Source organism: Arthrobacter sp. TMN-50, from assembly GCF_054511125.1.
Genome location: NZ_JBTNDG010000001.1, coordinates 130,420 through 153,164 on the forward strand (window position 1 = coordinate 130,420; position 22,745 = coordinate 153,164).

Below are 22,745 nucleotides of genomic sequence, written 5' to 3' on the forward strand. Positions count from 1 at the left end.
GTCCACATTTCTGGAGACCCTTCATGACCATTGCACCCAGTACACTGGCTCAGCACCCAGCCAGGGCCGTGGCCCCGTTGGCCGACGTCGTCGGGAGCGGCCTGCGGGTCCCGGTCCTCGGGGGTGGTGAGGTTAGGTACGTCAACCTTGACTACGCGGCGTCTGCCCCTGCCCTGGCCGAGGTGCAGGAGTTTGTCACCACTGTCCTGCCCTACTACGCAAGCATCCACCGGGGCGCCGGCTATACCTCCCAGGTGTCCACTTCGCTGTATGAGAATGCCAGAACAGCGATCCGCGGGTTCGTGGGCGGACGTGGTGGTGACACGGTGATCTTCACCCGCAACACCACCGATTCACTGAATCTCCTCGCCGGGTGCGTCCCCGCCACGGGTGACGTGCTGTACCTCGACATTGAGCACCACGCCAATCTGCTCCCCTGGCAGCAGTTACCGCACCGCAGCCTCACCGCCGGTACGACGCTCGCCGATACCCTGGACCGGGTCCGCGCCGAGCTGGCCGCCGGCGGGGTGACCCTGCTGGCGGTCTCCGGCGCATCAAATGTCACCGGCGAGGTGCTTCCGGTCAGGGAGCTGGCGCGACTGGCCCATGCCTACGGTGCACGGATCGTCGTGGATGCAGCGCAACTGGCCCCGCACCGTCGGATCGACATCAGCCGGGACGGTATCGACTATGTGGCGTTCTCGGGTCACAAGCTCTACGCGCCGTTCGGCGCGGGGGTGCTGGTGGGCCGTTCCGACTGGCTGGATGCCGGTACCCCCTATCTCGCCGGCGGCGGAGCGGTGCGCCAGGTCAGGGCCGATTCTGTGTCCTGGGCCACCGGGCCGGCCCGGCATGAGGGCGGCTCACCCAATGTGGTGGGCGCCGGCGCGCTCGCCCACGCAGCGGGCATGCTCGCAGCGCTCGATCACAGCGCCTGGCAATCCCACGAACAGGCACTCCGGTCCGCTTTGGTCTCCGGCCTCGCCGGGCTGCCCGGAGTCAGCGTCCACCGACTCTTCCCCGACAGCGCCGAACCGATCGGCGTCGTCAATTTTTCGGTCGCCGGGTACGACGCCGGACTGGTAGCCGCCTACCTCTCCGCCGAACACGGGGTGGGGCTCCGCGATGGCAGGTTCTGCGCACATCCGCTGCTCACCCGGCTCGGTCTCCCCTCGGGATCGCTGAGGGCCAGCGTCGGACTCGGATCGCAACTCGCCGATGTGGAGCGCCTGCTCGGGGCCCTCCGGTCCCTCTTGACCCACGGCCTGACCGCTGACTATATCGTCGACGAGGAACGCTGGGTTCCTGCGGTCGAAACCCGCACCTTCCCGGCTTGGGCTCCCCATACGCCGGGGACGGCCGGCGCGGCGCCGTACACCAGCGAATAGCCGACCGCAGGTTCCCTCCCTCTGATTCTGCCCCCCAGTGCGCGATACCCTAGGCACAGGCCCACCCTGTCCCGTCCTGCGAAGGAGAACACACTATGCCCCGCGGCGGCCCACGTCTGCATGCCACCCGGCGGATTCACCTTGCCGGCGGCTACCTCGACGACGGTGAACAATACGACAGGGTCCGGCCCGGCTACCCGGCAGAGAGCGTCGACTGGGTCGTAGCCGCCGGGGCCTCGACCGCGGCCGACGTCGGCGCGGGCACGGGACTCTTCACCGCGGAGCTGGTGAAGCGCGGACTGGACGTCACCGCCGTCGATCCCTCCCACAGCATGCTTGACGTGCTCCGGACCAAGCTCCCCCAGGTGACCACCGTGGTGGGTACGGCCGAAGCGACCGGGCTGGCGGCAGCCTCGGTCCAGCTGGTCTCGATCGCGCAGGCCTGGCACTGGCTCGACCCAGCGGCGGCGGCCAGGGAATCGGCCCGCATCCTCGTTCCCGGCGGCCAGATTGCTCTCCTCTGGAACCAGTTGGACGTTTCGCTCCCGTGGGTGCACCGACTCAGCCGGATCATGCACGCCGGGGATGTCTACAAGCCCGATCATCGGCCGGCAATCGGGCAGGCTTTTGGTCGGCCCGAACATCTGGCGGCGCGCTGGACCCAGACCCTGACCACCGCAGACATCGTGGAGCTGGCTAAATCGCGGAGCTATTACCGGCGAGCCACCCCTGTCCTCCGCGCGAAGGTGGAGGCCAACCTCGACTGGTACCTCCACGAGGAGCTGAAATTCACCCCTGATGTCACGGTGGATTTGCCCTACTTCACCCATGCCTGGCGGGCGACTCGGACCTGACACCTCGAAAGGCTACCTTTTAGGCACTCCTTTGGGTTAGATTTAGGTATGCCGAAATTTCTGGTTCCGCTCGCTCTGCTGACAGCGCTGACCGTAGCAGCCTGCGGGGCCAGCCCCGCAGCGCTGGCCAGGCCCGCCGACAACGATGACCGGCCCGTGGTCCTGACCACCTTCAGCGTGCTCGCTGACCTCACCGATCAGGTGGGCGGCGGCCATGTCCGGGTCGAATCCATCACAAAGATTGGCGCGGAGATCCACGGTTACGACCCCACGCCGTCCGACCTGGTCAACGCTCAGGATGCCGACCTGATTCTTGATAACGGGCTGGGACTTGAGCGGTGGTTCAAACGCTTCGTTCTTTCGGTCGATGCCCCCCACGTCGTCCTGTCGGAGGGGGTGGAGCCAGTGGATATCCGCTCAGGCGCCTACAGGGGCCTACCCAACCCCCACGCCTGGATGTCACCCGCCGCAGCGCAGGTCTATGTCGACAACATTGTGGCGGCGCTGACTGACCTCAGCCCGGCGCATGCCGCCGAATTCGAGGCCAACGGGCTCCGAATCAAAACCGAACTGCAGGACATGCTGGATGACCTGCGAGCAGCCTTCACCGCTGCATCGACGCCCGCCCTGGTCACCTGCGAGGGTGCCTTTTCCTACCTGGCGCGGGATGCCGGACTCGCCGAGGCCTTCATCTGGCCTGTCAACTCGGACGCCGAAGGGACTCCCCGCCAGATCAGGGAAGTGATCAGCTTCGTCGAGACCAACGGCGTTCCCGCCGTGTTCTGTGAGTCGACGGTCAACCCGTCCGCCCAGGAACAGGTTGCGTTGGCCACGGGCGCCGACCTGACCGGTCCGCTGTATGTCGATTCACTCTCCGGCCCAGACGGCCCGGTACCTACCTTCCTCGAACTCCTCCGGTACGACATCGCCATGATTACTGACGGGCTCACCTCATGACCTCTTTCGCTCACTCCCGACCCTCGGCCACGGACGCCGGACCCGTCGCAGCCATCTCCGTCTCGGGGCTCAGCGTCAGTTACAACGAGGTTAGGGCGCTCACCGACGTCGACCTCACCCTGGCGAGGGCGCGGATCTGCGGGCTGATCGGGGTCAACGGTTCGGGTAAGTCAACGCTCTTCAAATGCCTGATGGGGCTGGTCCAGCCCCAGGCCGGTGTTGTGGCAATCTTCGGCACGGACCACCGCACCGCCCGGCGCAACAACCTGGTGGCCTATGTCCCCCAATCGGAGGACGTCGACTGGACCTTTCCGCTGTCGGTGGGCGACGTGGTCCTCATGGGTCGCTACGGCAGGATGCCGCAGTCCCGCCGCGCCAGCCGAGCCGACCGTGACGCCGTCGACGAGGCGTTGGGACGCGTCGGTCTGAGCCAGCACCGCCACCGCCAGATCGGCGAACTGTCCGGCGGTCAGAAGAAGCGGGCCTTCGTGGCACGCAGCATTGCGCAGGACGCTCAGCTCCTGCTCCTCGACGAACCGTTCGCGGGCGTTGACAAGACCAGCGAAGGAACCCTGATTAGCCTGCTGCAGGAGCTCAGGGACGAGGGGCGGACGGCGCTGATCTCCACCCACGACCTCGCCGGCATCCCCGAGCTCTGCGATGAAGCGGTGCTCCTGCATAACCGGGTCCTCGCCCATGGGCTACCCGAGGATGTCCTGACGCACGACAAACTGGCGTTGGCGTTTGGCCCGACGCCAGCCGCCGCGCCGTCCAGTGTTCCCCTCCGACGAGCAGCCGACGAGAGCTAGGAAAACGTCATGGACCTTCTCACCTTTATCGCCGAACCGCTCCAATACGGTTTCCTGACCCGAGCCCTGATCGTGACGGTCTGCGCGGCGGTGGTCGCCTCGGTACTGTCCTGCTGGCTGATCCTGATGGGATGGTCGCTGATGGGCGACGCCGTCTCCCATGCCGTTCTGCCCGGCGTCGCCCTCGCCTACATCATCGGCATCCCGTTTTCCATTGGCGCTTTCGTCTTCGGTGCGGGTGCCGTGGCCTTGATCGGGCTGGTGAAATCCACCACCAAGCTGAAATCGGACACCGTCATTGGGGTGGTGTTCACTGGCCTGTTCGCCGTCGGACTGGCCATCGTGTCCCGGACACCATCCCAGGTGGACCTGATGCACATTCTGTTTGGAAACGTCCTCGGCGTCACCACCGGAGAATTGTGGCAGGTGGTGATTCTGGGAGTCCTGACCCTCGCTATCCTGCTTTACAAACGCCGTGACCTCACCCTTTTCGCCTTCGACCGCACCCACGCGCACGTGATCGGGCTCAATACCCGGCTGTTGTCTGCCCTGCTGTTGGGCCTGCTGGCACTGAGCGTCGTCGTCGGCCTGCAAGCCGTCGGAATCATCCTGGTGGTCGCCATGCTCATTACCCCCGGCGCGACGGCCTTCCTGCTGACCCGCAGTTTCGATCGGATGCTGATCCTCGCCGCAAGCATCACTGCAATGGCATCGGTGGCCGGGATTTATGCCAGCTACTACCTGGACATCTCCACCGGGGCCGCAGTGGTGCTTTCCCAGTCGCTTGTTTTTGTCCTCGTCTACCTGTTTGCGCGGCGGACCGGCGTCCTCTGGCAGGTAGGCAACCGGCGCCGTCTCCGGCGCACCATGGCCCCGACCGCCGGGCTCTTTCCGGCCGGTCACCCGTTACCGGCCACCCGGCAGCCAGCGGGTGAGGCCTGAGATGGCACGTCGATCAGCTACCGCCCTCAGCGCCGGATCATCGAGCGTCCAGGACTATGTGAAGGTCATTTACTCCTTCACCGAGTGGCAGGAGCGGCCAATCACGGCCTCACAGCTCGCGTCCCGGCTGTCGGTTGCCAACTCCTCGGTATCGGAGATGGTCCGCAAACTCATGGATCTGGGACTTGCCCGGCATGAGCCGTACAGTTCAGTGGAGCTGACCGACGATGGGCTGCACCTTGCCCTGGCCATGGTGCGCCGCCACCGTCTTCTGGAGACGTTTCTGGTGCGCGAGCTCGGGTACCGGTGGGACGAGGTCCACGACGAGGCCGAGCTGCTGGAGCACACAGTCTCCGACACCTTCATCGAGCGGCTTGACCGAAAACTCGGCTATCCGTCCCGCGACCCGCATGGGGATCCTATCCCCACGGCCGACGGGAGGATAACCGTGCCGAGCGCCCACCCCCTCCGGGAGCTCGACGACGGGCATCGGGGCCGCATTACCCGTATCAGTGACGCAAATCCTGAGTTGCTCAGGTTCCTCGCGGCAGAAGCCATCGACCTCGACGCGCCGGTGCAGGTTCTTGAACGCAGGCCTTTCGGGGGTCCGCTGGTGGTGAGGGTTGGTGATTCCGGCAGCGCCAGGACCTTCGACTTCGGGGAGGAACTAACCGCGTCCCTGTGGATTGAAACCCACGACAGCCATGCGGGCTGCCGCTTACCCAGCGCGTCCGGCCGCTAGCCGCCCGCCAGACCTGCGCCGGCCGCGACGCCGGCCGCCGCAGCGAGGAGGGCGAGCGCTGCCGTTCCGACGCCGTTGACCAGTCCCCGCCCTACCCGCCCGCTCTGGATCAGCCTTACCGTTTCAACGCTCGCTGTACTGAAGGTGGTGAACCCGCCGAGGAACCCGACCCCGGCGGCGAGCTCGAGTTCGGGCGGCACGCTGGTGCCCAAAGCCAGCCCGGTCAGAAGTCCCAGTAGGCCAGAGCCCAGCACGTTGATGGTTACCGTCCCCCAGGGTATGGCCGTGGCAAACCGCGCCCGCACCACGCCGTCGAGCACGAATCGTGTTACTGCCCCGAACCCACCCGCCGCGCCGATCAACAGGACCAGAAGGACGCTCATCGGCCAACCGTTCCGGCGGTGTATCCCTGGCTGGATCTGCGGCGGGTTAGTGTCGCGGCCAGCGCGATCCCCGCGAAGCTCAGCAGGATTCCGCCCACCAGACTGGTCACTACGTACCCTGCCGCACTCCAGTAGATCCCCTCGGTACCCAACCCGATCGCCTCGGCCGCGAACGTGCTGTAGGTGGTGAATCCACCCAGAAACCCTGTGCCCCCCAGCAGTCGCACCATGCGTCGTCTCCCCCGGTCCGGTCCCGTGCGTAGGAGGGCCTCCAGGAGTAGCCCCAGCAGAAACGAACCGCTCAGATTGATCAGGAGGGTGGGGAGGGGCCAACCCTGCGGAGCAGGAAGAAATTCATCAAGCCAGAACCGGCTCAGTGTTCCCCCCATGCCTCCGACGAAGACAAGGACAATGAGTGTTGGTCGAAGGTGTGGTTTGCGCTCGGTCGGCGTTGGAGTCATCGCGCCGGGTCTTTTGTCTTGGTGGATCACATCGACCTGCCTCTATCGAGTGTCAAAGGCAGGAACCATCAGCCAGTGTGGCGGTTCGGGCAGTGCCCCGGCGGGATCCATCGCCGTAGCTTCGACTATATCGGATCAGCGTTCGGCGGTTTCGAGAAGTCACAGTATTAGCCGTCAACGTTTCGGGGATGCAATGATCACTAGCAGCACCACCCGCTCCGCACCCATCTAGGCAAAGGTTCCACATGACAACGCTGGGGATCGAAGAAGAGTACCTCCTGCTGGACCCGACCTCCGCTTTGCCGGTCTATAAGGCCAACGAGGTGCAGGCCCTGTTGGAGCAATCACCCACGATCGAGGCCAACGACGTCCAGCGCGAACTCCTCAGTTGCCAGATTGAGACAGCCACTCCGGTGTGTTCAACCCTGACCGAAGCAGAAGAATCACTGCTCCATTTCCGGCGACGCATCTCGGCGGCGGCACGGAAGGCAGGGGTACGGGCCAGCGGTTCAGCGACCGCCCCCCGCATTGAATCCGCCTATCCCACGCTGACCGACAATCAGCGCTATCACGAGCTGAAAGCGAGCGCCAGCGGGATCGTGGCAGATCAGTTTGTGAATGGCCTGCACGTTCACGTGGCGGTCCCCGACCGGGAGACCGGTGTGCAGGCGTTGAACCGGATCCGGCCGTGGCTTCCGGTGATCACGGCGCTCAGCACCAATTCGCCGTTCTGGTTGGACCGGGACAGCGGCTTCGCGAGTTGGCGGGTGGTGCATTACCGCAGGTGGCCGGTGCAGGGGTGCCCGCCGGTCTTCGCCGACGCTGCCGACTACGAACGCCGCATTGAACGTCTCGTGGCCACCGGCGTCATCATTGACCGTGGTGTCTTGACCTGGATGGCACGGCTGTCGGATGCGTATCCCACGCTGGAGGTGAGGGCCGGGGACGCCCAGCTCGAAGCCCAGGATTCGGTCCTCCTCGCCGCTTTGGTCAGAGGCCTGGTATCCACAGCTGTCCGGGAGGCGAGGGCCGGCCTGCCGTTCCTGAACCCGGACCCCGAGCTGCTCGATGCCGCCATGTGGCAGGCGGCCCGGCATGGACTGGCCGCCTGCCTGGTTGATCTGGAGACAGGGAATCTGCTGCCGGCCCGTAAGCTGATGGACCGGCTGCTGTCCTACACGGCGGCCGCGGTGGAGGCCGAGGGTGATACCGAGTGGATTGCCGCGGGCCTGGCAACGGTCTGGGAGCGCGGCACCGGTGCCGAACGCCAACGCCGGGCCATGGAGAACGGCGGCATGTCGTCCCTGCTGGATCTCTACAGCGCAACGTTGACCGCCGAACGCTAACCCGGTTTTTGGTTCGCCCGGCCCTCGGCCAGCCGCTGCAGCGTTCTCGCGATCCGGGCATCCCGGGTGGCGGAACGTTTTGCCGAGGCAATCCACAGCGCATATTCGCGTTGACGTGAATAGGGGAGGGCCCTGAACAGGTCCACCGCGCCCCCCGCTACCAGTGCCGCCCCCACATCATCAGCGAGTTTCACCACCCGCTCGCTGGTGTCCAGGGTGAGCGATACCCGCACCGTGTCGCCAGCGGCTTTACCAATTTCCGCCTCGACATCGGACCGGACCAGCAGAAGGTGATCGTCGCCTTGGTTCACCAGCGAACCCCGGTATCCGACGCCGTCGAACGCGGCACGGACCGGGACCCTGCCGCTTACGCCAAAGGTCTCCGGCACGCTGTGCGGGAACTTGACGAACGACGCAGCGCCAATCACGGTTGAGCGCTGAATGACCGCGTCAAACTCGATGGGGCCGGGATCTCGATAGTGGGCCATGCCTGAAGCTTAGCGAACCCGTCTATGACCCGGCCGTCCGGAGCACCCGTGCCTCCCAGGGGCGAAGCCGTCCGGCAACCTCCGCGGCGTTCTCCGTGGCGTCCTGCGTGGCGTTCGACGCCGGGGCCGGGTAGTTGCCCAGCACGTGCTCCCCGCGATCCAGCCCCTGCGGCAGGACCAGGTCCTCTCCCGACACGTTACCCAGCACGGTGAGCGTCTCACCGTGCTGGGTACGGGTGAACGCGTACAGGGTGGGATGGTCCTCCACGAGTGGGGTGAACTCGCCGAGGCGCACCACGGCGCTGTCGTGTCGCAGCCGGATCAGCTGCTGGTAGTAGCCGTAGACGGATCGGTCCGATGCCCGATCCGCCCGGGCGTTGATGGTGGTGTAGTTCGGGTTGACCGCAAGCCAGGGCTCGCCGGTGGTGAACCCTGCGTGGGCCTCGTCCGACCACTGGACCGGTGTCCTGGCGTTATCGCGGCTCATAATGCGAATCCCCGCGAGCACCCGCTCCGGATCCAGTTTCAGGACGGTTGTCGCTTCGGTGAAGTAGTTGATCGATTCCAGGTCCCGGAAATCCTCGATGGCGGCAAACGGCACATTGGTCATGCCGAGTTCCTCGCCCTGGTAAATGTAGGGAGTCCCCCGGTGCAGGTGGAGCAGGGTGGCCCACAGGGTGGCCGACTCGTACCTGTACTCCGAATCATCGCCGAACCGTGACACCAGTCGCGGCTGATCGTGGTTGTTCAGGTAGAGGCTGTTCCAGCCCGTCGTTGCGAGGCCCTGCTGCCAACGGGTCCAGGACGTTTTCAGGTCAGCCAGGTTCAATCCGCGATAATCCCACTTGCCGCCGGGGCCGTAGTCCAGACCCACATGCTCAAACTGGAAGATCATGTCCAGTTCGCGACGCGCCGGGTCGGTGAAGAGCCGTGCCTCCTCGACCGTTGCGCCGGGCATCTCGCCCACGGTGATCAGCTCGGCCGACCGCCCGGTGAACACCTCACGGTGCATTTCCTGCAGGTAGTCGTGAATCCGTGGACCCGAGATGAAGTGCGGCCCGCCGTCGCCCCACAGTCCGCCGGGTGGGACAACGCCGTCCGGCAGGGCGGGGTCCTTGGAGATGTAGTTGATGACGTCCATCCGGAAACCGTCGACGCCGAGCTCGAGCCACCAGTTCATCATCTCGTAGACGGCTGAGCGGACCTGAGGGTTTTCCCAGTTCAGGTCCGGCTGTTGAGGGGCAAATAGGTGCAGGTAGTACTGCCCGGTTTGAGGGTCAAGCGTCCAGGCCGGTCCGCTGAAGGCCGATCCCCAGTTCGTCGGTTCCGCACCGGGCTCGCCGGCGTCGAACCCGTCCCGGGGATCGCGCCACCAGTACCAGTCACGCTTGGGGCTGTCCACGGAGGCTGAGGCCTCCCTGAACCACTCGTGTTCGTGGGAGGTGTGGTTGACCACCAGGTCCATCACCAGTTTCATCCCCCGGCTGTGGGCACCCGCCAGGAGCTCACTGAACTGTTCGAGGGTGCCGAACGCCGGATCAATCCGGCGGTAGTCGCTGATGTCATAGCCGTTGTCGTGGTGCGGCGACTGGTAGACCGGCGACAGCCAGAGTACGTCGACGCCGAGCTCGGCCAGGTAGTCGAGCTTACCGATGATTCCGCCCAGGTCACCGACGCCGTCGCCGTCGGAATCGGCGAAGCTACGGGGGTAGATCTGGTAGACAACGGCGCTCGTCCACCAGGCGGGCTGGGTCTGTTCCATCTCGGTCACGACAGGTCCTTCAGGGCTGATGTTCGCCGTAATTCGATGAGTACTGACTGTTCGGGGAAGAGCACCGGTGCCTGGACTCCGATGGATCCGAGGAGACGACCCGACAGGATCGCGTGGGTGCCGCACAGGGCCGCCTGATACCAGTCCAGGGAGGACAGGCCGGCGCCGGGATGTTCGAGCTCGGGGACCGCGGGGGCGATGCTGTACAACGCTGTGGGATCCAGGCCCGGAAACCGGATCCGGCCTGGCGGATAGGAGGTGCTGGATGCGGTGAGGGTGTAGGCGTACAACGCCGCGGACCCGTCCCCGGCCACGGTACCGCGCAGGTCCATGGCCGGGTCCGGCAGGTCCGCGTGGACCACCCGACCGCTGTGCAGCAGGCTCCGCCATTGTTTGTGCAAGGCAATCCACGCCGCAAGGTCAGCCGAATCCTGCTCCCCCAGATCGGAGATGTCCCATTCGACCCCGTAGTGGCCAAACACTGCGGTGCCTGCCCGAAACGGCAGCGAATGCGACCGGTGGGTGGAGTGGGAGACCGGCCCACCGATGTGCATCCCCATCAGTTCAGGGGCGACCAACAGCCCGGTGTACTTCTGGATGACCAGCCGCTCCAGCGGATCAATGCAGTCGCTGGTCCAGATGCGATCCGTGCGGGCCAGGATTTCCAGGTCCACCCGGCCGCCCCCCGATGCGCAGCTTTCAATCTCGAGGCCGGGATGGCGGCGTTTGAGTTCTTCGAGCAGCCGGTACAGCGCTGACACGTTCCGGTGGACCTCGGGCACACCCGAGGTGGCGCCGACCGCTTCCAGCAGGTCCCTGTTGTGGTCCCACTTGATATAGGAGATGTCGTGCTCCGCCAGGATGAAATCCATCCGCTCCAGGAGGTACTCCCAGGCCCCGGGGATGGTCAGGTTCAGCACCTGCTGCTGGCGGGCCGACGGCGGCAACCGTCCGTGCGCCTGCAGCATCCAGTCAGGGTGCTGCCTGGCCAGCTCGGAGTCCAGGTTGATCATTTCCGGTTCGAACCACAGCCCAAATTCCATTTCGAGGGAGCGCACATGGTCGATGATGGGAGCCAGCCCGTTGGGCCACACGTCGTCGTCGACAAACCAGTCGCCCAGGCCCGCTGTGTCGTCGCGGCGCCCCCTGAACCAACCGTCGTCGAGCACGAACCGTTCGATCCCCATCGCCGCCGCCCGGTCGGCCAGCCGGGTAAGGCGCTCGAGGTTGTGGTCGAAGTAGACGGCCTCCCAGGTGTTCAGTGTCACCGGTCGGTCCCGCTGAGGGTGGGAGGGCCTACTCCGTTGCTCCTGGTGGAACCGCTGGGCCAGCTCATTGAGCCCACTGCCCCACGAGCCTAGAGCGTCCGGTGCGGAGTAGGAGTCGCCCGGCTGAAGCACAATTTCCTGGGGCAAGAGCAGTTCGCCGGCGGCAATGAAGGTCTCGCCGGTGGGAGTCTTCTCCACCAGGAGCTGGTGGTTGCCACTCCAGGCTGAATGCACGGCGTGGACCAGACCGGATTCGAAGCCGAATGATGGCTCCCCCGCGGCCAGGAGGAGCGTCGCATCGAGTCCGGGGCGACCACGCCTGCTCTCGCGCCGGTAGGTACCGGTGGTGAGGGTGTGGCGTTGCGGGCTGCGTTCCCGCAGGTGCCGTCCGGTGGTGTCAAGGATGTCCACGGCATGTGACGGGACGGGAAACACCGCCAGCAGGGAGCCCACCTCGTAGGGGGTGTCCCCGACGTTCGTCAGTTGCAACCGCTGCCTGAGTAAGCCCGCGTCGCACAGAGTGAGGATACCCTCAAGATCGAGGCCGCTGTGGGGATCGGCTGCTGTGAAGCGAAACTCGGCGTCCGACGCGTAGGCGGTGGTGGTAGCCAACCGTGGGAACGGTGCGCCACCGTCGCGATGACCGGTGAGGCCTGGGGTGCCCTGCCACCCGAATGATTCCTGGGGAATGAGGGTCAAGCGCGGCGGCGAGTCAAGACCGCCCGATACCCGTTGCGGCCGGGATGCTGCGGCAAAGTCGTCCAGGCTGCCGGTCTCGCCCAGTTCGCTCCCCCAATACAGGATGGCTGGCAGACCCGCAGTCGTGGTGTCAATGACCACGCTGGTACCGCCGTTGGTGAGGTGGAAAACCGTCGTCGAGTGCATAGGTTATTTCTACCTCAAACCAGTGGGCGCAGGGTGCAGCAGCAGTCGGGATGCAACAGGCGACCGTGGGAACCCGAGCTGACGGTCAACGACCCTCATTCCGGCGGACCATTCCGATGATCAGGAGGATCAGTCCGAGCGCCAGTGGGATCAGGGTCACCAGGGTATGGGTTCCACCGATAAAACTCATGTAGAAGATGAAAATGAAGGATCCAATCACCAGGATCAGCCCGGTGTTGACCAGCGCCCGGCCGCGGTTGGGCGGCGGCAGTGGGGGAAGCCACGATGGAGGATCGTCCGTCCAGTTCATTTGGCCAGTCTACGGCCGGGTGGGGACACCCGATGCTCCCGCACCCGTTAACGACAAAACGTCCCTCCCCCAAGGGGTAAGGACGTTGCGCCGTCGAAGGTTTCTCGTGGAGATGGCGGGAATTGAACCCGCGTCCGATGCAGTGTAGTCAGGGCTTCTCCGGGCGCAGTTTGCGTCGGTTTTTCTCAGCTTCAGTCATCTTGCAAACAGGTGACTGCCAAGCTCAGTTACATAAGAGTCCCCCCAAAACCTGTAACGAGTTTCAGGAGCAGTGGCCCTCTAAATGACGCCAGGATCCGGGACGAGAGCATTCCCGGGCTGACGGACTTGGTCTTACTGCTTAGGCAGCGAGAGCGAAGTCAGTGCGTTTTTGTTCGGCACTTATATTTTTACAAGGAGCGTTAACGAGATAACCTTGTAGATCCTCGGCCCGCTTCCCCTGTCGCGACTAACATCGTCGAAACCTGTCATCCCCGTGTGTAGTTATCAAGTGTTGCCTCCCGGATTACTCCGGATCTACCAGTGTATCGCACCGAGCGGCGGGCTGCATTCCTTAGAGCGTGATCCCCAACATGACAATCGGTGATTGCCACAGGGTCACCACCACAAACGACACCGCCACGAAGGCCAAACCAAGCGCGGCCAGAGCGGTGGTTGCTGCCTGCTTACGTTTGAAACTCCACCAGAACACCACAACGTTCAGCAGCACCAGCAGCGGTGCCACCCAGATGATCACCTGTGCCAGATACAGGTAGATCAGGAAAAAGAAGGGGATCAACGCGAAAATCCCCACCGGCACGATGGCCAGCAGAAGGAGCAGATCGATCAAGGCAACCACTGTCACCCACCAGGGGCGGCGATACCGCAGTTCCGACTGCTCGGGTTCTTCGAGTGGATCCTGGGCGTCCCAGAAAACGTCACTCATACCTCAGGTGCCCCGGTTCTTGTCGCGCATGTCGCGCAACGCTTCACGGTTGTCTTGTTTTTCCCGCAGGGTCTGACGCTTGTCGTAGTCGCGCTTACCGCGTGCGACGGCGATTTCGACCTTTGCCCGACCGTTCAGGAAATAGAGTTGCAGCGGCACGAGGGTGAAGCCGCTCTCCCGGATCCGCTGCGAGATACGGGTGAGCTCGTCCCTGTGCAACAGCAGTTTACGACGCCGACGGGCCGCGTGGTTGGTCCAGCTCCCCTGCGTGTACTCGGGAATGTGGATGCCTTCGAGCCACAGCTCATCGTTGTAGAAGATGGCAAATCCGTCCACGAGCGATGCGCGTCCCGCCCGGAGAGACTTCACCTCAGTACCCATCAGGGCAATGCCGGCCTCGTAGGTATCCAATACCTCGTAATCGTGCCGAGCCTTCCGATTGGTGGCCACTACCTGTCGGCCACTTTCCTTGGGCACGGTACAACTCCTTTTTGTCGGGTGGTTCAGCTCCACGGCTCAGGCCAAGGGAACAGAGAGGGTTCTCCCCAGTCTACGTCGTCGGCCCCTACAGCAGGCCCAGCGGGTCAACCAGGCTGCCGTTGAGCACCGTCTCAAAGTGCAGGTGGCACCCGCTGGAGTTTCCGGTGGTGCCCGTGTGGCCAATCAGCTGACCTGCACTGACCTTTTGCCCTGGGGACACGGTGAAGCTGGAGAGGTGGTAAAAGTTGGTCGCCAGGGCGTTGCCCTGCGTGACTCCATGGTTGAGGACAACCCTGTTTCCCGCACCGGGGAGCGCATTGGAATCGGCAAACCACACTTCGCCCGCGGCAGGGGCATAGAGCGGGGTGCCGCAACCGACACCGTAGTCGAGGCCGGTGTGCGTGTAACCCCCGGATCCGTTGAAATCGATGGTGCCGACCGGCGTCGCACGCCACCCAAATCCGGACGAGACAGGCCCGTTCACGGGCGCCCGCAGTCCGAAGGCCGATGGGCTGCCAGACTGGACTGGGACGACCGGAGCGACCGCTGCGGGGGTGATTGGTTCGGGTTTCACCGGCTCTGGCGCTGGTTGCTGGGCCGCTGCTGCCGCTGCTGCCGCCGCGGCGGTGGCTGCCGCAGCGGCCTCGGCTGCCGCCTGGGCACGCCGTTCATTCTCGATCCGGGCCCGTTCCTCAGCCTCGGCTTTGAGCCGTGCTTCTTCCCGCTTACGGGCTTCTTCGATCAGCCGTGCCTGGCGGGCGGCGATGTCGGCGGTGACCTGTTCGTGGGCGGATTCCACCTCGGCGAGCTGGGCTTCGATGACCGGCTTCTGTTCCTGGAGCTGGTCTGATAATTCCGAGGTGTCGGCGACGAGGGTGTCGACCTTGTCCTTCTCGGTGGTCGCCTCGTCGCGGGCTATCTGCTCTGCGGCGAGGGCCTGCTCGGCCTGCGACTTCAGGTCAAGGATCTCGGCTTCGACGGCAGCGAGACGCGCCTCGGAGTTGACGTTCATTGCATTTTGCTGGGACAGCTGGTCCAAGGCGGCGTTCTGGCTGCGCAGCGCCTGATCCACCATGTCGATCGAATTGGTGAGGCTCCCAGAGCCTTCCGACCCGAACAACAGGGAAAGGTTCGAGGGTACTCCCCCATTCTTGTAGGCCTGGGTGGCGATCTGCCCGATCACTTCCCGGGTTTCGCCCATCGCTTCCCGGTCGACTTCCATCTGTTCATTGATCTTGTTCTTGGTTTCCTGCGCGAGATCGACGCGCTGGGTCAAAGCTGTCACCTGGCTGGTGGCGATCTCGACCCGCCCCTGCGCATCGGCCAACGCCTGCTGGGCGCCGGGTAGCTCTCCCTGGTAGACGCGGAGCTGGGCAATAGTTTCGGAGATGTCAGCATCAAGATATTCGATTGACTCCTGGACCTCCTGGATTTCCTGCTCGAGAGCGCTCTGGCGGTTATCCAATTCATCAGCAAATACCGGAGCGCTGAAACCCAGTGCCAGGGCAACAATTACCGCTACCGAGGTGCCCACTACGGCCTTGGTCGCGACTGATTGTTTGGCCGGTGTGAACGACCAAGAATTTAAGGCAGGCATATGCTCTCTTTCTTTCCTGATCATTACTCTAAACCCTCAAGTAGCGTCTGAGGGTTAGGAGCGAAGACACCCCGGCCAGAACTCCACCCATCAGGATCAGCAGCGGCGCCAGGAGAAGAACTTCGGTGGATGAGATGAACGCCGTTTCCGGATACATTTCAGCGAGTACACCATTGAGAGCGAAGTGGGCCACCGCCCACAGCGTGCCGGTCGCGAGAAGACCACCAACCACTGCCGCGATTACGCCCTCCAACACGAACGGAAGCTGGATCACAGCTTTACTGGCCCCGACCAACCGCATGATTCCAGTTTCCCGGCGTCTGCTGAAAGCGGAGAGTCTGATGGTGGTTGCCACCAGCAGCACAGCGCACAGGAGCATCACACCCGCTATGGTCAGCGCAATGGCCGATGCCACATTCATGTAGGTGAATAGACGCTCCAGGAGCTCACGTTGATCACTGACGACATCGACACCGGGCGTTGACGAGAACGCTTCGTTAATGACCTCGTACTTTTCAGGGTCCACCAGATTGACCCTGAAGGATTCCGGCAACTGGTCCGCGGTGACCGAATCGACAATGGGTGAGTTTGCGAATTGGTCCTGGAAATGGCCCAGCGCCTGATCCTGGGATTCGTATTCGACAGTCGAAACATATTCGCTGAAGGAATCGGATTCGAGAATTGCTTTGATGTCGTCGCGCTGGTCATCAGTGACGGGCCCGGCGGCGCAACTGGGCGAGGTTGAATTGTCGACGCAGAGGAAAACAGCCACCTGGACGCGGTCGTACCAGTACCCCTTCATCTGGTTGATCTGCAGCTGCAGCAGCCCGGCAGCTCCGACGAAGGTCAACGAGATGAAGGTGACCAGAACAATGGAAATGACCATGGCAAGGTTCCTGCGGAGACCGGATCCTAACTCACCGAGCACGAAGGCGAACCTCATGGCGCTGTTACCTCAGTTTCGCCGATGTAGATGCCCTGAGCGTCGTCGCGCACTACCGAACCGTTCCGGAGTTCAACTACCCGTTTACGCATGGTGTTGACGATGTCGTCGTCGTGAGTAGCCATCACCACCGTGGTGCCGTTCGAATTGATGCGGTCCAGAACCTTCATGATTCCCATCGACGTGGTGGGATCGAGGTTTCCGGTGGGCTCGTCGGCCAACAGGATTCCGGGCCGGTTCACAATGGCGCGGGCGATCGCCACCCGCTGCTGCTCGCCGCCGGACAGTTCGTGGGGCATCCTGTTGTTCTTGCCCTCAAGGCCCACCGTCTGCAACACGTCGGGAACCGTTTCGCGGATCACCGCCCGGCTCTTCCCAATCACCTGCATGGCGAATGCCACATTGGCGAAGACGGTCTTGTTGGGCAGCAGCCGGAAGTCCTGGAAGACCACACCGATTCCGCGGCGCAGCTTGGGCACACGCCAGCTCGGAATGTTGGCAACGTTTTGGCCAGCAACATAGACGGCGCCCCGCGACACCCGGTCCTCTTTGAGAACCAGACGGATAAACGTGGATTTACCGGATCCTGATGCTCCGACCAGGAAGACAAACTCTCCACGATCCACTTCGAGGCTGACCGCGTCGAGGGCTGGTCGCGAGTTGTTGCTGTAGACCTTGGTGACAGTGTCGAATCTAATCATGACTACTTTGCGCCCATATGGTGCTGCCAGTGCACGGGCATTTGCTGGGGGAAGAAGGTACCGGCCACTAGACTATAGCGACGCCGCCGCGCGTTGCCGGCACACCGCTGCGGTGTGTCGCTGATCGCTTGGCCACCCCAGGATCCGGCTGGCGCGCCTACTCTGCGGGTGCTGCCCGGTTGTTGGCACGCCAGCGAATGCCAGCATCGATGAAGTCGTCGATCTCGCCGTCGAATACGGCCGACGTGTTTCCGACCTCGTGTTCGGTGCGAAGGTCCTTGACCATCTGGTACGGGTTGAGCACGTAGGAGCGCATCTGGTCGCCCCAGGACGCCTTCACATCACCGGCCATGGCTTTCTTCTCGGCGTTTTCCTGTTCCTGCATCTGCAGCAGCAGGCGGGACTGGAGAACCCTGAGCGCCGCCGCCCGGTTTTGGAGCTGGGACTTCTCGTTCTGCATCGACACCACGATGCCGGTGGGAATGTGGGTCAGGCGGACCGCCGAGTCGGTGGTGTTCACCGACTGGCCGCCCGGCCCCGAGGACCTGAACACGTCAACCCGGATCTCGTTATCGGGGATCTCCACCGAGTCGGTCTGCTCGATCAGCGGGATGACCTCAACCGCGGCGAAGGACGTCTGGCGGCGGCCCTGATTGTCGAAGGGACTGATCCGAACCAGCCGGTGCGTCCCGGCCTCCACCGAGAGGGTGCCGAAAGCATAGGGTGCCTTGACCTCGAATGTAGCGGACTTCAGGCCCGCTTCCTCCGCGTAGGAGGTGTCGAGGACCTGGGTGGGGTAGCCGTGGCGTTCGGCCCAGCGCAGGTACATTCTCAGCAGCATTTCGGCGAAGTCCGCGGCGTCGACGCCGCCCGCGCCGGAGCGGATGCTCACCACCGCCTCGCGCTCGTCGTACTCGCCCGCCAGCAGGGTGACGACCTCCAGCCGGTCCAGTGAGGCGCTCAGCGAGGTGAGCTCCCTGACGGATTCCTCGCGGGAGGCCTCGTCATCCTCGTCCTGCGCCAGCTCAACCAGGACTTCGAGGTCTTCAATCCGGGAGTGAAGCGTTTCCAGGCGTTCCAGCGCGGACTGGCGGTGCGAGAGCCTGGAGGTGATTTTCTGCGCGGCGGCAGGGTCGTCCCACAGGTTGGGTTCGCCGGCCTGTTCGCTGAGCTCCGCGATGTCGGTGCGGATTGCCTCAACATCAGCTACCTGTTCGATGTTGGCGTACTTGGTGCGGAGCGCGCGGATTTCTGCGGAAAAATCGATGTTTGCCATGATGGAACCAGCCTACGTCATGGCGCTGATGGCGGCTGTGGGGACTCCGGCCAGTCGAAAGGACTCAGCTGCGTGCGATCCACGGCGTCGTCGACGACGGCGGCGGGGCCTTGCCGCATCAGCGCCCGCTGGTGCTCGGCGCCGGTTCCCCGCTGTTCGACCTGGCGCAGGAGCTGGCGGACTGTCGCGTCGTCGTCGTAATCGCACAGCACCGGCAGCGTCCGCTCGGCCAGGAGATGCACGGCCTCCGAGGCATCGCAGAGCCCGCCCAGCAGCGGGTTGACCAAGGGTCCCCGGAGCCCATACCTGCTCGCTGTCCAGCTGGCCGCCCGCAGATCCGCTGCGGTCGCGGCAGGTGTTGGTTCCCCGGCTTGCCATCTGCGGGACTCCTCCTCGACGAGCGCCCTCGTCAGCGCGGCGATCAGGACGGCGTCGGCGCTGTAGAGACAGACATCGCAGACGCGGATCTCAACTGTTGGGTGCTTGCGGGCCAGCCGCGCGTCGAGGTAAATCATGCCCTCGTCGAGGATGACTCCATCGTTCAGCCGGGCCTGCACCATCTTTTTGTACGCCCACGCGGATCCGAATGCCTCGTAGGTTCCCAAGGTGGGCCAACGGAGGTTCATAGGGTACCGGTAACTGGCGTAACCGGTATCCAACCCGTTCCAAAACGGTGAATTGGTGCTGAGGGCCAGCAGGGCGGGTAGCCACACCCGGATACGATCCAGGACGGCAACTCCCTCTTCAGCCGAATCGATCGAAACGTGAACATGGAATCCACAGGTCAGATGGTCGGCGAGCGCCAGCCCGTAGAGGTCTCTCATCCGGGCATACCGTCCGTCAGGTGCCAGCCGGAGGGTGGCCGGGTGGACACTCGCGGCGAGCGCAGCAACGCGGGCGCCGACATGTTGGGCCGCACGGTCCGCCTGGCGTCTGCCGCCATGGATTGCTGCCGCGAGCTCCCGCAGCTCGGTATGCGGCCGGCTGATGACCTCCAGCTGTTGCTGCTGCAGTTCCAAGGACAACTCACTGACGTCGTCGTCGGATGGCACGACGTTGGAGAGGACCAGGGGTGCGAGCGGGGCTGGTCGCCCGGTGTGCTCATCGAGGAGGAGGAGCTCCTCTTCCACCCCAAAAGTGCGTCGTGCGACGGGCCCGCTCGAGGTCACCTTTGCTGGCTGCATTGCCTGCCCCTTTCCGGGCCGCCAAGGCTTTGCTGTCCTCCATCACAGGTGCTCCAGTTTTGGTCTGGATGACAGGTTCGAGCGCTTACCGAGAAGGTTCCTCAGATCCCAACGGGGTGTCAAGTGTGGGAAGTGTGCAGCTGCGGCGGGTGCCCTCAATCATCTGTGCAGCAGTGGCGGGTCAACGCGTGTTCAACCCGCCATAAGTGCGCACGAGTTTCCGACGTCGGACTTTCCGTGAGCAACTACCCACCACAACTGCGCAGATGTTCCCTAAGCAGCGGAATAAGCAGCACTGCCAACCGGTTTCGACGGATACGGGGGACATCTCACGAAGGCCCAGCATTAAGGCCGGAGGGAAGGGCGTAATGCTGAAAACTTTGGTGATCGGCGCCGGACAGGCAGGCCTGTCCGCCGCGTTTCATCTGCGGCGGCTGGGCCTCGACCCCGAGAGTGACTTTGTGGTTCTCGACGCCAATGCCGGCCCCGGTGGTGCGTGGCGCCACCGTTGGCCCTCGCTCACCTTCGGCGCAGCGCACAGTATTCACGATCTGCCGGGACTTGGCGTCGGAGTGCCCGACCCCGCCGAACCCGCGTCGTCCGTTGTAAGCCGCTATTACGGGGCCTATGAGCGGCAGTTTGGCCTACCGGTGCACCGCCCGGAGGCGGTCACCGACGTGGTGTCGGGTTCCGCTGGTGGGCCCCTTCAGGTGGTCAGCACGTCGGGAAGCTGGGACACTGAGCTGATCATCAATGGAACTGGAACCTGGGACCGGCCCTATTGGCCGTACTATCCCGGCCGGGAACTGTTTCTGGGGAACCAGCTCCACACCCACGACTTCGTATCCGCTGAGCAATTCAGGGGTTTGCATGTAGTGGTGGTGGGCGCCGGAACATCGGCGGTCCAGTTCCTCCTTCAGCTTGCCGACGCCGGCGCCACCACATCCTGGGTCACGCGCCGCGCACCGTCCTTCACCCGGCGGGTATTCAACGCCGAGTGGGGTAGGGAGGTCGAAACCCGGGTCAACGAACGTACCGCGGCCGGCCTCCCCCCGGCGAGCATCGTGTCAACCACGGGTTTGCCGCTGACCAGCCAATACCAGAACGGGATCGCAACAGGAACACTCGTCTCGGTGGGACCGATGCGGGCAGTCACCCCGGAGGGCATTGCGTTGGAAGACGGCACGGAAGTCCGCGCGGACGTCATCCTGTGGGCCACTGGATTCCGGCCAGCGCTGGACCACCTGGCATCGCTGAAATTGCGTGAGCCCGGCGGCGGAATCCGGATGGCCGGGGTTCAGGTGCTCAAGGACCCGCGGGTGCTCCTGGTGGGCTACGGAGCATCGGCGTCAACGCTGGGCGCGACCCGTGCGGGCAGGGCAGCAGCGGTTGCGGCAGTGAAACGACTCCGGGAAATAGGCGAAATCACGGTACGGCATTAGAAGATGGGGTTCAACCCGTTCCACCCGGTGCCCACCTGCACTCGCGGTAGCCAGGCGCCGGAGCCGTTGCCCGGATATAGCCACAGAGTGCCCTGCCTGTCCCGTCCCACTACGTCCGCGGTGCGGTCGCCGTTTAAATCGCCGGGGCTCATGAGCGCTGTCAGGGAGTTCCAGCCATGGCCCACCCGGGTCCGTGGCAGCCAGCCGCCCCTACCGTTGCCTGGGTAGAGCCATAGGTACCCGGTTACAGTTTCCCGGGCAAGTACGTCTACCTGACCGTCGCCGTTGAAGTCCCCTGGGCCGACGATGCTGTTGACCGCGTTCCAGCCAGTTCCCACCCGGACCCGTGGCAGCCATCCCCCGGTGCCGTTCCCCCGGTACAACCAGAGGTAGCCGGTGGCTCGTTCCCGGGCCAGGACGTCAACCAACTGGTCTCCGTCGAAATCGCCTGGTCCCACGATTGCGTTGAACGCGTTCCAACCGTGGCCGACGCGGATGCGGGGCTGCCAACCGCCGACGCCGTTCCCCCGGTACAACCAGAGGTAGCCGGTAGCCGCCTCACGTGCCAGTACGTCGGCGGGGCCGTCGCCGTTGAAGTCCCCCGGTGTTTCGAGCGCGTTCATCGGGGCCCAGTCGACGCCGATGCTGATTCCGCCCAGAACCGTACCGTTCCCTCTCCCGCGGTACAGCCGCAGGTCACCCGTCGCGGTCACGCGGGCCAGGATGTCGTTGTTCCAGTCCCCGTTGAATTCGGCTGTGGAGCGGGACAGCGTCGACGCGGGGATGGCCAGGGGGGTGAAAGCGTACGGGTCGCAGGTCAGGTCGTAGTCGCGCGTGTCGTCGTACCACTGCGAAAGGTAGACTCGGCCGCCGGAGAAACTGGCTTGCCTGCACCGATCCAACGCCTCGTTCGGATAGTCCAGTCTCCCGGCCGTGGCCCACACCGGCACCCCGGGTAGCCGCCATGATCCGGTGATCTCGGCCCACCCCGCGGTATAGGAGTAAAGGCCATAGGAGAACCCCGCATCGCGGAGCCCGCGCATCAACCCCTCGATGATGAGCCGGTTATCGCGTTGCTGCGCCGTCGTGCGGACGGGCCACGGCTGGGCTGGACGAGGTTCGACGTCGATCCACACCACCGGTGGCCGGAAGCCGATCCTGTTCATGCTGGCGACCGCGAACCGCGCTTCGGCGTACCCCACATTGGAGAGTCGACCCGCTCGGGTATTGCCGGTCCATGGGCCACGAGAGCCATAGGTGCTCAGCTGGGCAGCAGTGGGAAACCCGGCCATGGCGTAGCCGTGGCTCTTCTTGCTGTGGGTCTTGGTCCAGGTGACCTGGCTGGCCAGGCAAGGGTTCTCGGTGAAGGGCAGACCCCTGGTCAAGCCGACAACGACGAATTGGGTTGAGAGGGGTGGCATCGGTAGGCCGAAACCGCCGACTGCGGGGGGACATTGGGGCCAGGAAATATCGTGTCCATATAAGGGAACTGCCTGGGCGGGTGGCGCAACGGTCACGAAGCCGAACAGGAGCGCCAGCGATGCAACAACCGCCACTGTCATCCGCCGAAGCGAGCGAACCATCACTCGAACC

At 64.2% G+C, this 22,745-nt stretch carries 22 protein-coding genes, 1 other RNA gene and 1 riboswitch; of the genes, 8 read left to right on the forward strand and 15 right to left on the reverse strand.

What is annotated here, in order from left to right; genetic code table 11:
- Nucleotides 1-23 precede the first annotated feature (23 nt).
- The 6 genes from ACX80A_RS00630 to ACX80A_RS00655 all read left to right on the forward strand — a co-directional run bounded on the left by ACX80A_RS00630 (nucleotide 24) and on the right by ACX80A_RS00655 (nucleotide 5,692).
- The gene (locus ACX80A_RS00630; protein ID WP_459257736.1) at nucleotides 24-1,388 is read left to right on the forward strand and encodes an aminotransferase class V-fold PLP-dependent enzyme; all 1,365 of its coding nucleotides are present in this window, start codon (nucleotides 24-26) and stop codon (nucleotides 1,386-1,388) included.
- A gap of 95 nt (nucleotides 1,389-1,483) precedes the next feature.
- Nucleotides 1,484-2,242 carry a class I SAM-dependent methyltransferase gene (locus ACX80A_RS00635; RefSeq protein WP_459257738.1) on the forward strand — a complete coding sequence of 253 codons (759 nt, stop codon included), beginning with the start codon at nucleotides 1,484-1,486 and terminating at the stop codon, nucleotides 2,240-2,242.
- Nucleotides 2,243-2,290: 48 nt separating this feature from the next.
- A complete protein-coding gene (locus ACX80A_RS00640) occupies nucleotides 2,291-3,199 on the forward strand; it encodes a metal ABC transporter substrate-binding protein (RefSeq protein WP_459257739.1) in 909 nt (302 codons plus the stop codon).
- A complete protein-coding gene (locus ACX80A_RS00645; protein WP_459257740.1) occupies nucleotides 3,196-4,008 on the forward strand; it encodes a metal ABC transporter ATP-binding protein in 813 nt (270 codons plus the stop codon). Before ACX80A_RS00640 ends, ACX80A_RS00645 begins: the two co-directional genes overlap by 4 nt.
- A gap of 9 nt (nucleotides 4,009-4,017) precedes the next feature.
- Nucleotides 4,018-4,950 carry a metal ABC transporter permease gene (locus ACX80A_RS00650; protein ID WP_459257741.1) on the forward strand — a complete coding sequence of 311 codons (933 nt, stop codon included), beginning with the start codon at nucleotides 4,018-4,020 and terminating at the stop codon, nucleotides 4,948-4,950.
- 1 nt (nucleotide 4,951) lies between these two features.
- Nucleotides 4,952-5,692 carry a metal-dependent transcriptional regulator gene (locus ACX80A_RS00655; RefSeq protein WP_459257742.1) on the forward strand — a complete coding sequence of 247 codons (741 nt, stop codon included), beginning with the start codon at nucleotides 4,952-4,954 and terminating at the stop codon, nucleotides 5,690-5,692.
- On the opposite strand, the gene crcB is transcribed toward ACX80A_RS00655, so the two are convergent.
- Entirely contained in the window at nucleotides 5,689-6,075 is a 387-nt protein-coding gene (gene crcB, locus ACX80A_RS00660) for a fluoride efflux transporter CrcB (RefSeq protein ID WP_459257743.1), read from the reverse strand. The genes ACX80A_RS00655 and crcB overlap by 4 nt on opposite strands.
- On the reverse strand, nucleotides 6,072-6,536 hold the full coding sequence (locus ACX80A_RS00665; protein ID WP_459257744.1) for a fluoride efflux transporter FluC: 465 nt from the start codon (nucleotides 6,534-6,536) through the stop codon (nucleotides 6,072-6,074). Before ACX80A_RS00665 ends, crcB begins: the two co-directional genes overlap by 4 nt.
- Before the next feature lie 52 nt (nucleotides 6,537-6,588).
- Nucleotides 6,589-6,660: riboswitch (Fluoride riboswitch) on the reverse strand.
- Between the two features lie 121 nt (nucleotides 6,661-6,781).
- On the opposite strand from ACX80A_RS00665, the gene ACX80A_RS00670 reads away from it, so the two are divergent.
- Nucleotides 6,782-7,882, forward strand: coding sequence for a carboxylate-amine ligase (locus tag ACX80A_RS00670; RefSeq protein WP_459257745.1), 1,101 nt, complete (start codon nucleotides 6,782-6,784; stop codon nucleotides 7,880-7,882).
- Here the strand turns inward: ACX80A_RS00670 and ACX80A_RS00675 are convergent.
- From ACX80A_RS00675 to ACX80A_RS00730, 12 genes are all read right to left on the reverse strand, one after another.
- Entirely contained in the window at nucleotides 7,879-8,370 is a 492-nt protein-coding gene (locus tag ACX80A_RS00675; RefSeq protein WP_459257746.1) for a YdeI/OmpD-associated family protein, read from the reverse strand. The genes ACX80A_RS00670 and ACX80A_RS00675 overlap by 4 nt on opposite strands.
- 22 nt (nucleotides 8,371-8,392) lie before the next feature.
- Entirely contained in the window at nucleotides 8,393-10,132 is a 1,740-nt protein-coding gene (locus ACX80A_RS00680) for an alpha-glucosidase (RefSeq protein ID WP_459258337.1), read from the reverse strand.
- Between the two features lie 5 nt (nucleotides 10,133-10,137).
- A complete protein-coding gene (locus ACX80A_RS00685) occupies nucleotides 10,138-12,294 on the reverse strand; it encodes an alpha-galactosidase (protein ID WP_459257747.1) in 2,157 nt (718 codons plus the stop codon).
- 85 nt (nucleotides 12,295-12,379) lie between these two features.
- Nucleotides 12,380-12,604 (reverse strand): hypothetical protein, encoded by a 225-nt coding sequence (locus ACX80A_RS00690; RefSeq protein ID WP_459257748.1) that lies wholly within the window; start codon nucleotides 12,602-12,604, stop codon nucleotides 12,380-12,382.
- Between the two features lie 104 nt (nucleotides 12,605-12,708).
- Nucleotides 12,709-13,079, reverse strand: a transfer-messenger RNA (tmRNA) gene (gene ssrA, locus ACX80A_RS00695).
- A 78-nt stretch (nucleotides 13,080-13,157) separates the two neighbouring features.
- Nucleotides 13,158-13,529 (reverse strand): hypothetical protein, encoded by a 372-nt coding sequence (locus tag ACX80A_RS00700; protein ID WP_459257749.1) that lies wholly within the window; start codon nucleotides 13,527-13,529, stop codon nucleotides 13,158-13,160.
- 3 nt (nucleotides 13,530-13,532) lie between these two features.
- The gene (gene smpB / locus ACX80A_RS00705) at nucleotides 13,533-14,006 is read right to left on the reverse strand and encodes an SsrA-binding protein SmpB (protein WP_459257751.1); all 474 of its coding nucleotides are present in this window, start codon (nucleotides 14,004-14,006) and stop codon (nucleotides 13,533-13,535) included.
- Nucleotides 14,007-14,094: 88 nt separating this feature from the next.
- Nucleotides 14,095-15,606 (reverse strand): peptidoglycan DD-metalloendopeptidase family protein, encoded by a 1,512-nt coding sequence (locus ACX80A_RS00710; RefSeq protein ID WP_459257752.1) that lies wholly within the window; start codon nucleotides 15,604-15,606, stop codon nucleotides 14,095-14,097.
- A 28-nt stretch (nucleotides 15,607-15,634) separates the two neighbouring features.
- Nucleotides 15,635-16,549 (reverse strand): permease-like cell division protein FtsX, encoded by a 915-nt coding sequence (gene ftsX, locus ACX80A_RS00715; RefSeq protein ID WP_459257753.1) that lies wholly within the window; start codon nucleotides 16,547-16,549, stop codon nucleotides 15,635-15,637.
- The gene (gene ftsE / locus ACX80A_RS00720) at nucleotides 16,546-17,250 is read right to left on the reverse strand and encodes a cell division ATP-binding protein FtsE (protein ID WP_459257754.1); all 705 of its coding nucleotides are present in this window, start codon (nucleotides 17,248-17,250) and stop codon (nucleotides 16,546-16,548) included. The genes ftsX and ftsE overlap by 4 nt, the downstream gene beginning before the upstream one ends.
- A 157-nt stretch (nucleotides 17,251-17,407) precedes the next feature.
- A complete protein-coding gene (gene prfB, locus ACX80A_RS00725; RefSeq protein ID WP_459257755.1) occupies nucleotides 17,408-18,526 on the reverse strand; it encodes a peptide chain release factor 2 in 1,119 nt (372 codons plus the stop codon).
- A gap of 17 nt (nucleotides 18,527-18,543) precedes the next feature.
- Nucleotides 18,544-19,710 carry a carboxylate-amine ligase gene (locus ACX80A_RS00730; protein ID WP_459257757.1) on the reverse strand — a complete coding sequence of 389 codons (1,167 nt, stop codon included), beginning with the start codon at nucleotides 19,708-19,710 and terminating at the stop codon, nucleotides 18,544-18,546.
- Nucleotides 19,711-20,078: 368 nt separating this feature from the next.
- On the opposite strand from ACX80A_RS00730, the gene ACX80A_RS00735 reads away from it, so the two are divergent.
- The gene (locus tag ACX80A_RS00735; RefSeq protein WP_459257758.1) at nucleotides 20,079-21,152 is read left to right on the forward strand and encodes an NAD(P)-binding domain-containing protein; all 1,074 of its coding nucleotides are present in this window, start codon (nucleotides 20,079-20,081) and stop codon (nucleotides 21,150-21,152) included.
- Here the strand turns inward: ACX80A_RS00735 and ACX80A_RS00740 are convergent.
- Nucleotides 21,149-22,735 carry an FG-GAP repeat domain-containing protein gene (locus ACX80A_RS00740; protein WP_459257759.1) on the reverse strand — a complete coding sequence of 529 codons (1,587 nt, stop codon included), beginning with the start codon at nucleotides 22,733-22,735 and terminating at the stop codon, nucleotides 21,149-21,151. The two genes, ACX80A_RS00735 and ACX80A_RS00740, sit on opposite strands and share 4 nt — an antisense overlap.
- Nucleotides 22,736-22,745: the final 10 nt, after the last annotated feature.

Coding starts and splice junctions, on each gene's coding strand:
- ACX80A_RS00630 (WP_459257736.1), top strand. CDS start 24: ATGACCATTGCACCCAGTACACTGGCTCAGCACCCAGCCAGGGCCGTG.
- ACX80A_RS00635 (WP_459257738.1), top strand. CDS start 1,484: ATGCCCCGCGGCGGCCCACGTCTGCATGCCACCCGGCGGATTCACCTT.
- ACX80A_RS00640 (WP_459257739.1), top strand. CDS start 2,291: ATGCCGAAATTTCTGGTTCCGCTCGCTCTGCTGACAGCGCTGACCGTA.
- ACX80A_RS00645 (WP_459257740.1), top strand. CDS start 3,196: ATGACCTCTTTCGCTCACTCCCGACCCTCGGCCACGGACGCCGGACCC.
- ACX80A_RS00650 (WP_459257741.1), top strand. CDS start 4,018: ATGGACCTTCTCACCTTTATCGCCGAACCGCTCCAATACGGTTTCCTG.
- ACX80A_RS00655 (WP_459257742.1), top strand. CDS start 4,952: ATGGCACGTCGATCAGCTACCGCCCTCAGCGCCGGATCATCGAGCGTC.
- crcB (WP_459257743.1), bottom strand. CDS start 6,075: ATGAGCGTCCTTCTGGTCCTGTTGATCGGCGCGGCGGGTGGGTTCGGG.
- ACX80A_RS00665 (WP_459257744.1), bottom strand. CDS start 6,536: ATGACTCCAACGCCGACCGAGCGCAAACCACACCTTCGACCAACACTC.
- ACX80A_RS00670 (WP_459257745.1), top strand. CDS start 6,782: ATGACAACGCTGGGGATCGAAGAAGAGTACCTCCTGCTGGACCCGACC.
- ACX80A_RS00675 (WP_459257746.1), bottom strand. CDS start 8,370: ATGGCCCACTATCGAGATCCCGGCCCCATCGAGTTTGACGCGGTCATT.
- ACX80A_RS00680 (WP_459258337.1), bottom strand. CDS start 10,132: ATGGAACAGACCCAGCCCGCCTGGTGGACGAGCGCCGTTGTCTACCAG.
- ACX80A_RS00685 (WP_459257747.1), bottom strand. CDS start 12,294: ATGCACTCGACGACGGTTTTCCACCTCACCAACGGCGGTACCAGCGTG.
- ACX80A_RS00690 (WP_459257748.1), bottom strand. CDS start 12,604: ATGAACTGGACGGACGATCCTCCATCGTGGCTTCCCCCACTGCCGCCG.
- ACX80A_RS00700 (WP_459257749.1), bottom strand. CDS start 13,529: ATGAGTGACGTTTTCTGGGACGCCCAGGATCCACTCGAAGAACCCGAG.
- ACX80A_RS00710 (WP_459257752.1), bottom strand. CDS start 15,606: ATGCCTGCCTTAAATTCTTGGTCGTTCACACCGGCCAAACAATCAGTC.
- ftsX (WP_459257753.1), bottom strand. CDS start 16,549: ATGAGGTTCGCCTTCGTGCTCGGTGAGTTAGGATCCGGTCTCCGCAGG.
- ftsE (WP_459257754.1), bottom strand. CDS start 17,250: ATGATTAGATTCGACACTGTCACCAAGGTCTACAGCAACAACTCGCGA.
- prfB (WP_459257755.1), bottom strand. CDS start 18,526: ATGGCAAACATCGATTTTTCCGCAGAAATCCGCGCGCTCCGCACCAAG.
- ACX80A_RS00730 (WP_459257757.1), bottom strand. CDS start 19,710: ATGCAGCCAGCAAAGGTGACCTCGAGCGGGCCCGTCGCACGACGCACT.
- ACX80A_RS00735 (WP_459257758.1), top strand. CDS start 20,079: ATGCTGAAAACTTTGGTGATCGGCGCCGGACAGGCAGGCCTGTCCGCC.
- ACX80A_RS00740 (WP_459257759.1), bottom strand. CDS start 22,735: ATGGTTCGCTCGCTTCGGCGGATGACAGTGGCGGTTGTTGCATCGCTG.